Genomic DNA, 14545 nt, shown 5'->3' with positions numbered 1-14545 from the left:
GCAGCGCGTGGCCCTCTAGCGCGAGACAAAGGATTGCGGCGGGGCGGGTTTACGGAAGAAGGGCACTTTTTTGAACCACAGGCGCAGCGCCTGGGTGTGAATGCGCAGCACCACGCCCAGCGTCATCGCGGGATAGCGCCACACGGCGCGGCGAAGCGCGGCCGTTGTGATGGGCTGCAGCGTGCCGCTGATACTGGTCTGCAATACGGCTGCGTCGGTGACGATGTCGTCGTAGAAGTCCACACGGGCCACCGCGCGCGCCTGTTCGCCTTGTTCCCCTTGTTCGCTGCGCATAAAACGGAAGCGATAGTGGCCCTGCACCGGGTTGAAAGGGGACACATGAAACACCTTGTCCGCGCGCTGCTCCACCCCGTAACGGGGAGCGTCCAGCACATAGCAGTGCCGCTCGCCAAAGGTGTTGTTGACTTCCACCACGATGGCGCGCAGGCACCCCTGGCGGTCGTCTGCCGCGCGGTGGCAATACCAGAAGCTCACCGGCTTGAACGTATACCCCAGCACGCGCGGAAAGGTCTGCAGCCAGGCCTCGCCCGTCGCGTCATGGATGCCCTCGCGCCGCAGCAGTTCGTCCAGCCAGGCGATGGCGCCGCCCTGCTCCGGCGCGCGCCCGTCGCCATGGTCGGTTTCAAAAAAACTCACCACGCCCCCGCAGTTGATGTCCCACTGGCCGGGCTGGGGCGCCTGCCTGTGCAGGCTGCGCAGCGGCAGCATCAGGAAGTACGCCGGGTACGCAAACGCGTGGTGCCGCGGGCGCAAGCGGCTGTGGCGCACCTGGCCAAAACCGATGAGCGGCACGGGCGGGTTCATGCGTCCGCCAACAGCTGCGCCGCGGCAGCCAGCCCGGCCTTGAGGCCGTCTTCATGAAAACCGTAGCCCATCCACGCGCCGGCAAAGTAGCGATGGTTTTTGCCTTGCAGTGCCGGCACGCAGTGCTGCGCGGCCACGGCGACCGCATCAAACACCGGGTGGTCATAGTCGTACTCGCCGATGATTTTGTCTTGGGCGATGGGGCGCACCGGGTTCAGGGACACGATCACCGGCTGCTCCCAGGGCAGGGGCTGCAAGCGGTTGAGCAGGTAGTGCAGGCACACGCGCGCGTCCTCCTGCCCCGGCGCCGCCGCGCGCTCATAGTTCCACGCCGCCCAGGCCGCCCTGCGCGTCGGCAAGACCGAGGCATCGGTGTGCAGCACGGCCTTGTTGGGTTGGTAATAAATGGCGCCCAGGGTATGGCGCTCCCAATCCGTTGGCGCGGCCAGCATCTGCAGGGCCTGGTCGGAATGGGTGGCGATGATGACCTTGTCAAACAGCTCGGCGCCTGCATCGGTGTGGATGCGCACGCCGCCTTTGCCGTCCGGCGTGCTGCCGATGTGCTCAATAAGGCGCACCGGGGTGTTCAAACGCTTGTCCGCAATGCCCGCGGTGATTTTTTCGACATAGTGCCGGGCGCCGCCCTGCACGGTCCACCACTGCGGGCGGTTGGTGATTTGCAGCAGGCCGTGGTTGTGGCAAAAGCGCACCATGGTCGAGACGGGGAACTTAAGCATCTGCGCGGTGGGACAGCTCCAGATGCAGGCCATCATGGGCAGGAAGTACCAGTCGCAGAACGCTGTGCCGAAGCCGTGTTCCGTCAAAAACTCTCCCAGCGGCTGGCTCAGCTGGCTGTCCGTTCCCCTTTGGGCCATGTGGGTGGCCAGGGCATTGAAGCGCCGCAGGTCGCGCAACATGCCCCAAAAGCGCGGGTTGAGCAGGTTGCCGCGTTGGGCAAAGACGGTGTTCAGGCTGGAGCCGCTCCACTCGACTGGGCGGCCATTCGCGACATCATTTGCCCGCACTGAAAACGACATCTCGGACTCGACGGTTGCCACCTTGAGTTCCGCCAGCAACTTGATCAGTTGGGGGTAGGTGCGCTCGTTGAGCACCAGAAATCCGGTGTCCACCCCATGCGTGACCTCGCCGTGCGGCGTGGGAAGCGTTACGTCAACGGTATGGGTGTGGCCGCCAAAGTAAGGCCCCGACTCCAGCAGCGTGATGTCCGCCTTGCCGCGCAGGGCGTGGGCAGCCGCCAAGCCTGAAATACCCGAACCGACGATGGCTACTTTGATGGACACCCGCACTCCTTGAATTGCTCAGGTCAATTCTATACTACTCAGTATTTATTAAAACCATCAAGTATTAATATTTCCTCATAATTCTTTTTTCAAACTAAACTGGCTAAAATCACAGCATGACGAGCCCCCTCCCCCCCAAGGCCTCCTTCAAGGCGCAAATGCTCCTGGCGCGTGAAGACGCCATCATCCAGTCGGTGAACCGTTTGCTGGCTGAAAAAGGTTTTGAAGCCATGACGGTGGACGAAGTGGCGGCCGACGTGGGTATTGCCAAAGCCAGCCTCTACAAGCATTTCCCAAGCAAAGAAGACCTGGCGGCGGCGGCGATGGTCTCAGTTATGCGCCGGGCGCAGGCTTTTTTGGACGCCCTGCCGGCCGGCTCGTCCGCGGTGGAAAAGCTGCGCGAAGTGGTGGCGTGGACCATGGGCTTGAAGCTGGCCGGTGAAATGCCTTCGCTACCGAGCCAGAATTCCAGCCTGCGCACCGCACTGATCGCGAACAAGGACTATATGGACGGGCTCATGGATGTGAGCGACCGCCTGGGTGCCTGGATTGAGGCCGCGCAGGCGCAAGGCGCGCTGAACCCCAAGCTCCCCTCCATTGCGGTGCTGTACACCTTGTACGCCCGCGCCTGCGATCCGGTTCTGGAGTTTCTGAAAATGGGCGGGCTCTACACCAACGATGAAATCGTCGCCCTGGTGCTCAGCACATGCTTTGAAGGGCTTGAAACCAGGTAATGTTTTCGACGCGGGACTCCCCCCACAAAAAGGCCTCGCGAGAGGCTTTTTTTCTTCCGGCGAGCGGCCTTCCCGCCCCGCACCTTGGCGGGTCATTCATCTCCCGCCAACACCTTCATCCCAATTGTTCTAAAACTGGAACGCAGACATGCGGTTTTGCCCCCTAATGGAGCGCCTGTTTGCCCCCATCTGCCTGCATTGGCGCGGTTCTTGCCGGCCTCACACGGAACACAGGAGAAACACGCGATGAAAAAGATTCTGGGCATTTACAGCAACCCCCAGGGCCACTGGGTCGGTGACGGTTTTCCCGTGCGCTCGCTGTTCACCTATGACACGCTGGGCTCGCATGTGAGCCCCTTCCTGCTGCTGGACTACGCCGGCCCGGCGCAGTTTGAGCCCACCGACACGCCGCGCGGCGTGGGCCGGCACCCGCACCGCGGCTTTGAGACCGTGACCATCGTCTACAAAGGCGAGGTGGAGCACCGCGACTCGACCGGCAACGGCGGCGTGATCGGCCCGGGCGACGTGCAGTGGATGACGGCGGCCTCGGGCATCCTGCATGAGGAATTCCATTCACGTGAATTCACGCGCACGGGTGGGCCGTTCGAAATGGTGCAGCTGTGGATCAACCTGCCGGCCAAGGACAAGATGGCGGCACCCGGCTACCAGGGCATCCTGGACAAGGACATTCCGCAGGTGAAACTGCCGGACGGCGCGGGCACGGTGCGCGTGATCGCGGGCGACTATGAGGGCCACAAAGGACCGGCGCGCACCTTCACGCCGATTGACGTGTGGGACATGCGCCTTGGCGAGGGCAAGACGGTGGTGCTGAGCATTCCTGAAGGCCGCACGGCAGCGCTGGTGGTGTTGCGCGGCACGGTGCTGGTCAACGGCCAGGAAGTGGTGCGCGAAGCGCAGATGGCGCTGCTGGAGCGCGAGGGCGAAGCGCTGCAGATTGAAGCCAACGGCGACGCCACCTTGCTGCTGCTCAGCGGCGAGCCGATTGACGAGCCCATCGTCGGGCATGGGCCTTTTGTGATGAACACCCGCGAGGAAATCCTGCAGGCGATGAAGGATTTCAACGCGGGGCGTTTCGGCCGCATGGCGGGTTGAACACCGCACAGCCCCACGGGGCTGTGCGTGCGTGGAGGCTTCAGCCGAGCTTGAGGTTCACGTTCTTGGTATATGTGAACTCCATGAGCTCGGCAAAACATTCCTCGCGCCCAATGCCCGACTGCTTGACGCCGCCGAAAGGCGCGCCCATGAAGTGCTGGCTGGAGTTGTTGATCCACACATAACCGGTGTGTATGCGTTTGGCGGCGCGGTGGGCGGTGTTGATGTTCTGCGTCCAGATGGAGCCGGTGAGGCCGAAGTCTACGCCGTTGACCTGCTCGAACAGGCTGTCTTCGTCAGTCCATTTGAAGACCGACATGATGGGGCCGAAGACTTCCTCCTGCGCCAGGCGCATGTGCGGTTTCATGTCGGCGAACACGGTAGCTTCGTAGAAGAAACCGTCTTTCAACGCCTCGTCCGTGGGCTGCTTGCCGCCGCAGACCAGGCGGCCGCCGTCCTCCAGTCCCTTGGCGACGTAGCTCTGCACTTTTTCAAGCTGCGCGCGGCTGACCAGCGAGCCCATGGTGGTGCGGGGATCGGTCGGGATGCCGGGTTTGTGGCGCTCGGGCAGCAGCTTGACGACTTTCTCCAGTACTTGGTCGTGGATGGACTCGTGCAGGAAGACGCGGCTGGTGGAACCGCAGCTCTGGCCCGACCAGGTGAAGTTCATGCCGCCGATGATGCCGTTGACGAGTTTGTCGAGATCGGCGTCCGGGTAGGCAATGAGCGCGTTCTTGCCGCCCAGTTCCAGCAGCACGGGCTTGAGGTTGTCGGAGGCTGTCTTCATGACGGCCTTGCCTGTGGGCACACCGCCTATCAGCGTGATCTTGCGCACCAGCGGGTGCTTGCCCATGGCATCGCCGCACTCGCGGCCGCCGCACAGGAAGTTGGCCACGCCGGGAGGGAAGATGTCGCCCACCAGTTCGGCCAGCCGCAGGATGGACAGCGGCGCCTGGTCGGGCGACTTCACCACCACGGTGTTGCCGGCGGCCAGCGGCGCGGCCAGGCGGGCGGCGGCGAACATAAAGGGATGGTTGTAGGCGACGATGCGGGCGATCACGCCCAGCGGCTCCTGCAGCGTGTAGTTGAAGTTGCCGTCGCCCATGGGAATGGTCTCGCCCTTGATCTCGGTGGCCAGGCCCGCGAAGTAGTCCAGGCAGTCGGCGGCAAAACCCGCGTCCATGGCCAGGGCCGACACCGGGTTGCCGTTGTTGAGCGAGTCCAAAAGCGCCAGCGGCACCGCATGTTCGCGCAGCACGGCAGCGGCCTTGCGCAGGTAGCGGCCGCGCTCCACGGGCGGCGTGGCGGCCCAGGCCGGGAAAGCCGCGTGGGCGGCCTGCACGGCGGCATCCACGTCGGCCGCGTCGGCGATGGGGGCGCTGGTGATGGCTTCGTTGTAGGTCGGGTTAAAGGTCTCGGCATAGCCGCCCGCCTTGGGCGCGTGCCAGGCGCCGCCATAGTACAGGCCGCGTTGGGTCGGCAGGATGCCGGCGGGGATTTCGTGTGCGCGCATGTGTGTGTCCTTTGATGCTCTCGAAATTCAGTTCTTCGGGCTTACTCCCTCTCCCCCTGGGAGAGGGCGGGGGTGAGGGCTCCCCGTCTTCAGACGGCTGCGGTGGCTCGAGCGCCGCCGGCCCTCACCCTAACCCTCTCCCAGAGGGAGAGGGAAAAAGGCCGGGGAAGAACCGGCTCAGTCCTTGGACCGTGTGAGCCCCGCCGTCATGGCCGCGCTGTAGCCGGTCTGCACCACCACGTCGACGACCACGGTTTCGCCGCGCTTTACGGCGGCAATCGCGTCGACCAGGATCTTCTCGAGTTCGCCGGCGTCTTCGACCGGGCCAATCCCCGTCAGGCCCTGGCCGCGCGCCATCATGGCGAGGTCGGGCGGCGGGTCGCTGATGCGCTGGCCTATCCAGCGGTTCTCGATCGGGCGCTTGCGCTGGCGCGCCACACGCTCCTGGTGCACCTCGTCGTTGAAGAAGGAGCGGTTGTTGCAGACCACCACCAGCATGGGGATGCGCGCGTTGGCGGCCGTCCACAGCGCGTTGACGCCCATCATGTAGTCGCCGTCGCCGATCACCGCGACGGGCAGGCGGTCGCTGCCCTTGAGGCCCAGCGCCGAGCCTATGGACATGCCGGGGCCTGAGCCTATGCCGCCGCCGCCGTCATAACCGAGGAAGTCCAGCGGGTGTTTGAAGTCCCACATCTCGCCGCTCCAGCTCAGGGGCAGGCGCATCAGGCAGACCTTTTGCTCCCCGACCGCGCGCTTGAGCGTGGCCGCGAGCGTGGACACCATCATGTTGCTGGCGCCTGAAGCACCCGGCACGGGTTGCACCGGCGGGTATACCGGCAGCGGGCGTTTGGCCGGCGCGGGCGTCTTGCGCGGTTTGACATGCTGGTTCAGCAGGGTCACGGCGGGCTCGGGCTCGCACAGCATGAAGACGTCGACGGGCGGCAGGCCCTGGTGGTCCATGCTCCAGCCGTTGTGGCTGTAGTGGTCGACCGAGACCTGGATGATTTTGCTGCCCACAGGCTTGTCGCCCCAGGCCTGCTTGAGCGTGCCCGAAAGGTCCAGCCAGTCCAGGCTCAGCACCACGTCGGCTTCGCGCAGCACTTCCTGCGCATTGGGCGTGAGGAAGGCGCCGCTGGGCGCGGCATGCAGCGGGTGGTCGGTCGGAAAGGCCGCTCCCACGCGCAGGTCGGTCAGCACCTCGGCGTTCAGGGTTTCAGCGAGCTGGATGCGCTCGGCCCAGGCGGCTTCGCTGCGGGTGACGCGGCCCATCAGGATCACCGGGCGGCTGGCTTTCGACAGCAAAGCCGCGGCCTGCGCGACGACCTCGTCCGAAGGCCTGGCCTGCGGCGGCGCGAGGTAGCGCGCCGGGTCGGGAATGGCGGGACGCTCGGCCAGCTTGGATTCCTGCAACGCCGCATCAAAGCAGACATAGACCGGGCCCTGGGGCGCGGTGGTGGCGATCTGCCGCGCGCGCAGCAGGGCCTCTTGCGCCGAGGGGATGGACGCGGGCTGGCAGTCCCACTTGATGAAGTGGCGCACCAGCGCGGCCTGGTCCTGCGCCGTGTGTATCCAGTCGATCCAGGGGCGGCGCTTGTTGGCGTCGACCGGGCCGGTGGCGCCCAGCACGATGACGGGCACGCGGTCGACCCAGGCGTCGAAGATGGCCATGGAGCCGTGCATCAGGCCGACGTTGCTGTGCAGGATGGCGATCAGCGGCTTGCCGGTCACCTTGGTATAGCCGTGGGCGATGGCCACCGCGTGCTCCTCATGCAGCACCACCATCATCTGCGGCTTCTCATTGCCGAGGTGGTTGACGATGCTGTCGTGCAGGCCGCGAAAGCTCGCGCCCGGGTTCAGCAGCACATAGGGGATGTCCATTGCGCGCAGCATGTCGGCGATGGCGTCGCTGGCCCAGACGGTGTCTTCCGGTCCGGAAGGCTGGGGAATGTCGCGGCGCACGGAGGAGCCGGAAGGAACGGTCATGAAATCTCCTGATGAAAAAGGGTCTGAGAGACGCTCACTCTGGCTTGATGTTGGCGGCCTTTATTACCGCCGCCCAGCGCTTCTGGTCGTCGGCGATGAGCTTGGTGAATTCAGCGGGTGTGCTGGATTCGGCGTAGATGCCCTGCTCGGCCAGCTTGGCCTGCACGTCGGGCAGCGCGAGTGAGCGGCGCAGCTCGGCATTGAGCTTGTTGATGATGGTCTTGGGTGTCTTGGCCGGAGCCACCATGCCGATCCAGATGTCGCTTTCATACTTGGGAACCGTCTCGGCAATCGTGGGCACGTTGGCCAGCAGCTCGACGCGTTTGGTGCCGGTGGTGCCCAGTGCACGCAGCTTGCCGCTGCGGATGTGCGGCAGGGCCGAGTTCATGGGGCAGAACATCACGTCCACCTGGCCGCCCAGCACGTCGACCAGCGCCGGGGCCGAACCCTTGTACGCGATCTGGGTGATGCTGGTGCCCGTCATGGACTTGAAGACCTCGGCCGCCATATGCTGCGGGCTGCCGGAGCCGGCGGAGGCATAGCTGAGCTTGTCGGGGTTGGCCTTGGCCAGCGCGATGAGTTCAGCCACGCTGGTGGCCTGCACCTTGTCGGGCGACACCACCAGCACCATGGGCACGCGGCCCATCATCGTGATGCCGGTCAGGTCGCGGTTCACGTTGAAGGGCAGATTGGGGTAGAGCACGGGATTGACGGCCACCGTCTGGTTGGGCGCGACGGCGATGTTGTAGCCGTCGGGCTCGGTCTTGGCCATGAAGGCGGTGGCGATGTTGCCGGCCGCGCCGGGTTTGTTGTCGACGATGACGGGCTGGCCGAAGGACTCGGACATCTTCTGGCCCAGGATACGGGCCAGCACGTCGTTGGAGCCACCGGGCGGCAGCGGCACGACGATGTGGATGGGTTTGGTTGGATAGTCCTGGGCCCAGCCCGGGGAGCCGGCGAAGGCGGCGAAAGCGCCGGAAAAGCAGAGGGCGAGCACCCCGGTGCGGCGATTGAATGGCATGTCTTGTCTCCAGTTTTTATGGCGCGAATTTGCAGGCGCCAGTCATCCTAGTGAAGACAACTCAATCATTCAATCTTGAACATTGAATCAATGTGAACGGGCCCCCACGGTCGCTCACTGCGTGTAGCTTCCTGCCCCCCGAGGGGGCCGCTGCGCCTGCGGTCTGGCAAAGCCAGTCCCGCGGCCCCTGCTGGTAAAGACTGGAGCTATCAGGCGACTGTGGGGGCCACAAACTTCGCACGGGGGCGCAGCAAGGTTCCACTGGCTCGCTGTTCCTGCACATGCGCAACCCAGCCCGCAAGCCGGCCCAGCACAAACAGCGCGGCCGTGGCCTGGCGCGGCAGGCCCATGGCGCGGGCCATCACGACCAGGGCCAGTTCCTGCCGGGGCAGCAGTCCGGCGCCGGCGCGCATCTCGTCGATGAAACGCGAGACCGCGCGCAGTTCGCGGCCGGGGTTCTCGCGGGCGAACACCAGGGCCAGCAATTGCGCGGCGCGCGGGTCGCCCTTGGGGTACAGCGGGTGATCAAAACCGGGCACGCTCTGGCCCTGGGCATGGAGCTTGTGGGCGCGCCTGACGAGCGCGGCCGTGGTGGGGGCCTGGCCCAGGAAGTCTTCCACGCGTTCGTACATGCGGCCCACGGACACGCCCGAGGTCGCGCACAGCGCGGCAGCCAGGCAGCTGTGCAGGGTGCCGCCGGAGGAGGCCACGACGCGGGCGGCCAGGGTGCCGGGCGGCAGTTCATGGTCGGCCATCAGGATCAGCATGGCGCGCAGGGCTTCGCGGTTCTCCGCGGTGGGTGGCACGGCCAATGCGTGCAACAGGCCGGTGACCATGGACTCGCCGCGCTGCAGGGGCCGGTAGCTGTGCGCCGCGCCGACAAAACCGCAGCAGGCCACCACGGTCTGCATGATCTCGCGCGCGGCCGGCAGGGTCTTGCCCTGCGACAGGCGCTCGGCCACGGAGCCGCGGCGCATGCCGAGCAGCAGCACCACCAGCGCGAAGGATTCGAGCACGTTGCCCTGCACCTGCAGTGTGGTCAGCGTCTGCGTGAGCTTGACGAGTTCGGCGGAGGGTTTGCGCACAGTCCAGGGCTTCGCCCGGGTGGCCAGCTCGCCGGTCCAGAGCAGTTCGGCCACCGCTTCGAAGGAGGCGCCGGAGCGCACCAGGTCGGCCGCCAGGTGGCCGCGGTAGCGCGGGCCCTGTTCGGTGATTTCGGTGATGGCGGTCGGGAAGATGGGCTCGCCCCAGTTCATGGCCGAGGCCGCCACCGCGCCGTGGCCGGAACGCGCCAGTGAGCGCATGCCCACGCGCGTGAGGTCGTCGCGCAGGTAGAGCTTGCCCTTCCGGCCCTGCTGGGCCACGCTGCGTATCCAGCCCCGGCTCACGTAGGCGTACAAGGTCTGCTGCCTGACCTTGAGGATCTCCATGGCCTCGGCCGCCGAGGCGTAGTCGCGGTGCAGCGTTTTGTCCGGGGTGTCCATGGATGCCTTGTGTCTCCTGGGGGTTCCCGCGCGTTCGAACGCGAGAGGTGCTCAGCGCATCACGATGATGAATATACCCAGCAAAGTCAAGCCGCTGCCGGCCAGGGTGATTGCCGTGACCTTGTCCTGGTTTTTGAACAGCAGGTGGCTGAGCGGAAAGACCAGGATGGGTGTGCACAGCGTCACCAGCGTGGCGACGGACAGCGGTATGTAGCGCATGGCCCCGATGGCGCACATCTGCGCCGAGATGGTGGTCACGCCTATGGTGGCAAACAGGGCCATGCCGCTACGGCGGGCGGCGCGCACGCGGGAAACCATCGCGCCTTTGTCGGCACTGAAAGCCACCTGCAGCGCCAGGCCGCAAGCCGCGCCTATCAGGGCGCCGAGTATGGGCTCGTTCCAGCTGCGCACGGCACTGCCGCGCAGCACGTTGCCGATGGCATAGGCCAATGAGCTGCCCATGCCGAGCAGCAGCACCGACTGCATCAGGCGCTGCATCGCGGGCGTTTTGGTCACGGCGGGTGCAGGCTCGCCGTCGGGTGCCATCGCGGCGACGGGACTGCTGCGCCGCGAGAAAAAATCCGGCTTGCAGCTCACCAGCATCAGCCCGGCGATGGTCATGACCATGCCCAGCGCCACCAGCGGGGTCAGCCGCTCGCCCAGCAGCAGCCAGGCCATCATCGCAGTGAACAGCGGGCTGCTGATCTGGAAGATGCTGGCCTTGGCCGGGCCGAAGCGCACCACGGACTCGTAGAAAAACCAGCGCCCCAGGTAGGTCGAGAACCCGCCCGCGGCCGCGAACATGAAGAAGGCCGGCAGGTTCCACTGCAGGGTGTCCGTGCGCAGCTGCATCTGCACCAGCAGGGCCAATGCGGAAAAAGCCACGTTGGTGGAAGTCGCGATCAGGAAGCCCAGCCCCAGGTCCAGGCGGCTGGAGGCCGCCTTGGTGATGAGGATGGAGGCGGTAAAAAGCAGCAGCGCCCCGCTTGCCAGCAGGTAACCGAGCAGCGGGTCAGACATCCGTCAGCACCCGGTGCGGGCCCGCTTCGGCGGAGGTAAAAGCCAGGTCAGTCACGGGCTCAGATCTTAAACGCCTCAAGCGATTCGGGTGCGAACAGTTCTTCGGGCTTGAGCAGCCGTTTGGACAGGCCCTGTTCAAACGAGTAGCGTAAAAAGGTCTGCAGCGTGGCCTGGTTCTTCTCGAAGCCGTAAGGCCAGAAGTCCTCGCCCATCTCGCGCCTGACCTGCTCGACGTGCGAGGTCAGCCAGGGCAGCATGGCCTTGAGGGCCGCGGTTTCGTAGAGGTCTTCATAGGTGCGGCGCTGCGATTCTTCAAGCGCTTTCATCATCGAACGCGCCACCCAGCGATTGGCCTCGTAGACGTCGCGGCGTATCGCCACCGTGTGCATGATGGGGAAGATGCCCGTCTCTTTGAAGTAGTTGCGCTCGACCTGTTCGTAGTCGTCAAACAGGCGCAGCACCTTGCCGCCGCCCTTGAGGAAGCTGGACGGCATGCGCGCGGTGTAGAGCGCGTCGATCTCGCCGTCGAGCAGCATCTGCGCCAGGGTCTGGTCGGGCCCTATGCGCTCGACCTTGATATTGGGCGGCAGGTCGAGCTTGATTTTCTCGGAACGGCCGGGCTCTTCTTCACCGCCGGTGAAGTAGGTCACGCTGTCGACCGGCACGCCGTAGTGGTCGGACAGGATGCCGCGTATCCACACCGGGGCTGTCATCTGGTACTCGGGGTTGCCGACGCGCTTGCCGATCAGGTCCTTGGCTTCGCGGATGCCGGACTTGGCGTTCACATAGATGCAGGAGTGGCGGAAGAAGCGCGAAGGGAACACCGGGATCGCCACAAAAGGCCGCGACTCGTTGAATAGGGACACGGTGTACGACGAGAGCGACATTTCCGCGACGTCGAACTCCTTGTGCCGCAGCATGCGGAAGAAGGTTTCTTCCACCGGCATGTTGAGGTAGTTCAAATCGATGCCGTCGGGCTGCACGCTCCCGTCCATCAGGGCGCGGGTGCGGTCGTAGTTCCAGCAGCCGAAGCTCAGTTTCAGTTTTGACATGTCGCGGTGTGTTCCTTGAGAGAGGTTTCAGTAAAGGTTTATTCAGGCTTGATGCCTGACGTTGCTATGGCCTTGGCCAGGCGCTCGTTTTCGCCGAGGATGGCTTTGCCGTAGTCGGCCGGGCTGCTGCCTATGGGCTCGATGCCGGCATTGCTCAGCGTGGCGATGACCTCCGGCATCCTGGCGATCTGCGCCATCTCGGCGCTGATGCGGTCGATCGCGCTGGTGGGTGTTCCGGTGGCGGCCAGCACACCGACGATGGGTGCGAAGTCAAAGCCAGGAATGATTTCGGCGATGGCCGGCACATTCGGTTCCTGGGCCGAGCGGCGGGCCGAGTTGGTGGCCAGCAGCTTGACCTGACCGCCCTTCACAAAACCCACCAGCGAAGGCAGCGCGGAGAACAGCACCTCCACCTGGCCGCCGATCAGCGCGGGCACCGACTGGCCGGTGCCTTTGAAAGGCACGTGCGTGATCTGCAGGCCCAGTGCGGCCTTCATGGCTTCCATGGTCAGGTGGTGGGTGCTGCCTATGCCCGAAGAGCCGTAGTTCAGCGTGCCGGGTTTGGCCTTGGCCAGGGCGATGAATTCCTGCAGCGTGTTGGCCGGCACCTTGGGGTGCACCGCGAGGTACAGCGGTGCGCGCGCCGCGAGCGAGACCGGCATGAAGTCGCGCTTGTAGTCATAGCCCAGGTTTTTGTAGATGGCGGGGTTGATGGAGAACATCGAGCCGTCGGTCACGAGGAAGGTGTAGCCGTCCTTGGGGGCCGTGGCCAGCGCCTGCGCGGCGACCACGCCGTTGGCGCCGGGCCGGTTGTCGACCACCACAGCCTGGCCCAATTTATCGCCCAGGCGCTGCGCGAAGATGCGCGCCACCGTGTCGGGCAGGCCGCCGGCCGCATAGGGCACGACGAACTTGATGGGACGGTTCGGGTAAGCGCCCTGGGCACTCGCGAACTGGGGCAGCAGGCCGGCCAGCAGCAAGGTGCCGGCCAGCAAGAGGAAGCGGCGTGGGGATTTCATGGACTTGTCTCCTGATAGTTTTTAAGCGGACGATGCGGAACGGGAAGCAAACGGGAACAAAGCGAGGCTAGGTGGAATAGGACGGCTCCAGTGCGGGCTCACGCGTATCCCAGACATAGTTCGCCTGGTAGGCGCGCCAGTCGGTGGTCTTGGGCACGATGGCCTGGAAGGCGACCACACTGGACGGGATGCGCGCCGCGCCGGTGCCTATGGCCGTGCCGCCGGCCTGGAAGGCGCGCACCGCCTCCAGCATCTGCTTGCGGAACTCGACCACGGCCATGTCGCTGGCGCCCAGGCGCTCGTGCGTGCGGTCGGCAATCGGCCCCATGGTCACCCACATCGCGATGTCCTGGTTGGGGAAGCCGGTGATGCCGGTGAAGTTGCCGGCCTTCATGGCCTCGCGGTCCTGCCAGAAGTGGTTGGCGCGGTTGCGCAGCGGCGCGTAGTTGGCATCGAGGTCGGGGCCCAGCTGCTGGCCCAGGAAGCTGCGCCAGCTGTCGGTGTCGGGCGTCTGCGAGGGATGGCCCCAGGCGATGAAATAGAAGGCCGTGTTGGTGTCGTCCATCGGCACGTTGATGTTCGCGACGTTGTAGAGATTGTTGGGCGGGATCAGCGCGGTGGCCGGCGCGACGAACACCGTCGAACGGATGTAGTCGTTGGCGGCCGCGTTCTTGATCGGGCGGCGGATGGCGGCGTAGCGAAAGCCGTAGCTGCCGCGCTCGACTTGCAGGCGCGGCGCCTTGTCGGTCGAGGGGCGCAGCCAGTTGGTGCCGGTGGCTTCGGCGCCTTCGACCCGCGCCGGCACCATGTCGGAGGAATGCAGGCTGGAGCTGTGCGCCGAGTCGATCGCGCCTTCAAGGATTTGCGCCCAGTTGCAGGGAATCAGCGCCTTGGCGATGGTGACCTTGGCATCGGCCGTGGGCGCCCAGGCCGGCGGTTCGAACTCGGGCTGGGTTTCTTTCGGGCCCATGTAGGCCCAGACAAAACCGCCCCACTCTTTCACCGGATAGGCCAGGTGCTTGACCTTTTGCGCCATGCCGCTGGCGGCGGGCTCGGAGACCATCTCCAGCACATTGCCCTCCACGTCCATCTTCCAGCCGTGATAGAGGCAGCGCAGGCCGCAGTCTTCATTGCGGCCGAACACCAGCGAGACGCGCCGGTGCGGGCAGTATTCGTCCATCACGCCGACGCGGCCCTTGGTGTCGCGGAACACCACCAGGTCTTCGCCGAACACGCGCGCCTTGACGGGCGTGCCGTCGGGCTCGCTGACCTCTTCGATCAGGCAGACGGGCGTCCAATGGCGGCGCATGAGTTGGCCCATGGGGGCCTGGCCTTCAACGCGGCACAAGAGTTCATTTTCCTCAGCGGTCAACATCGCGAATGTCCTTCTAGTCAGTGGCGGGCCACGGCTGGGCCCTGCATTCAAAACGGGTTTAAAAACAGCTTGCAAATCCGGGGCAAGGCGATTATTCTTAGATGA

At 65.2% G+C, this 14545-nt stretch carries 12 protein-coding genes; 2 read left to right on the top strand and 10 right to left on the bottom strand.

What is annotated here, in order from left to right; translation table 11 throughout:
* Positions 1 to 15: 15 nt before the first annotated feature.
* Positions 16 to 825 (bottom strand): DUF1365 domain-containing protein, encoded by an 810-nt coding sequence (locus tag ACSQ27_RS02470; RefSeq protein ID WP_436153901.1) that lies wholly within the window; start codon positions 823 to 825, stop codon positions 16 to 18.
* Complete coding sequence (locus ACSQ27_RS02465) at positions 822 to 2120, bottom strand: NAD(P)/FAD-dependent oxidoreductase (RefSeq protein ID WP_436155386.1); 1299 nt, start codon at positions 2118 to 2120, stop codon at positions 822 to 824. Before ACSQ27_RS02465 ends, ACSQ27_RS02470 begins: the two co-directional genes overlap by 4 nt.
* Before the next feature lie 122 nt (positions 2121 to 2242).
* Here ACSQ27_RS02465 and ACSQ27_RS02460 point away from each other — a divergent pair, with 122 nt between their 5' ends.
* Both ACSQ27_RS02460 and ACSQ27_RS02455 read left to right on the top strand, forming a co-directional pair.
* On the top strand, positions 2243 to 2860 hold the full coding sequence (locus ACSQ27_RS02460; RefSeq protein WP_436153900.1) for a TetR/AcrR family transcriptional regulator: 618 nt from the start codon (positions 2243 to 2245) through the stop codon (positions 2858 to 2860).
* A gap of 246 nt (positions 2861 to 3106) precedes the next feature.
* The gene (locus ACSQ27_RS02455; protein WP_436153899.1) at positions 3107 to 3973 is read left to right on the top strand and encodes a pirin family protein; all 867 of its coding nucleotides are present in this window, start codon (positions 3107 to 3109) and stop codon (positions 3971 to 3973) included.
* A 40-nt stretch (positions 3974 to 4013) separates the two neighbouring features.
* On the opposite strand, the gene ACSQ27_RS02450 is transcribed toward ACSQ27_RS02455, so the two are convergent.
* The 8 genes from ACSQ27_RS02450 to ACSQ27_RS02415 form a co-directional block, all read right to left on the bottom strand.
* Positions 4014 to 5486, bottom strand: a complete 1473-nt coding sequence (locus tag ACSQ27_RS02450; RefSeq protein WP_436153898.1) for an aldehyde dehydrogenase family protein — start codon at positions 5484 to 5486, stop codon at positions 4014 to 4016.
* Between the two features lie 177 nt (positions 5487 to 5663).
* Positions 5664 to 7469, bottom strand: coding sequence for a thiamine pyrophosphate-binding protein (locus ACSQ27_RS02445; RefSeq protein ID WP_436153897.1), 1806 nt, complete (start codon positions 7467 to 7469; stop codon positions 5664 to 5666).
* Between the two features lie 34 nt (positions 7470 to 7503).
* Entirely contained in the window at positions 7504 to 8490 is a 987-nt protein-coding gene (locus ACSQ27_RS02440; protein ID WP_436153896.1) for a Bug family tripartite tricarboxylate transporter substrate binding protein, read from the bottom strand.
* A 209-nt stretch (positions 8491 to 8699) separates the two neighbouring features.
* Positions 8700 to 9974 (bottom strand): citrate synthase, encoded by a 1275-nt coding sequence (locus tag ACSQ27_RS02435; protein ID WP_436153895.1) that lies wholly within the window; start codon positions 9972 to 9974, stop codon positions 8700 to 8702.
* 51 nt (positions 9975 to 10025) lie between these two features.
* Positions 10026 to 10994, bottom strand: a complete 969-nt coding sequence (locus ACSQ27_RS02430) for a DMT family transporter (RefSeq protein WP_436153894.1) — start codon at positions 10992 to 10994, stop codon at positions 10026 to 10028.
* Positions 10995 to 11053: 59 nt separating this feature from the next.
* Positions 11054 to 12046 (bottom strand): ABC transporter substrate-binding protein, encoded by a 993-nt coding sequence (locus ACSQ27_RS02425; protein ID WP_436153893.1) that lies wholly within the window; start codon positions 12044 to 12046, stop codon positions 11054 to 11056.
* 38 nt (positions 12047 to 12084) lie between these two features.
* Positions 12085 to 13065: a Bug family tripartite tricarboxylate transporter substrate binding protein gene (locus ACSQ27_RS02420; RefSeq protein WP_436153892.1), complete on the bottom strand. Its 981-nt coding sequence runs from the start codon at positions 13063 to 13065 to the stop codon at positions 12085 to 12087.
* 67 nt (positions 13066 to 13132) lie between these two features.
* Positions 13133 to 14440, bottom strand: a complete 1308-nt coding sequence (locus ACSQ27_RS02415; RefSeq protein WP_436153891.1) for a Rieske 2Fe-2S domain-containing protein — start codon at positions 14438 to 14440, stop codon at positions 13133 to 13135.
* Between the last annotated feature and the right edge of the window lie 105 nt (positions 14441 to 14545).

Source organism: Polaromonas sp. LjRoot131 (assembly GCF_964252805.1).
Taxonomy (GTDB): Bacteria; Pseudomonadota; Gammaproteobacteria; order Burkholderiales; family Burkholderiaceae_C; genus Polaromonas.
Note: the sequence above shows the minus strand (reverse complement) of the source record. Positions and strands in the feature narration are given on the sequence as shown.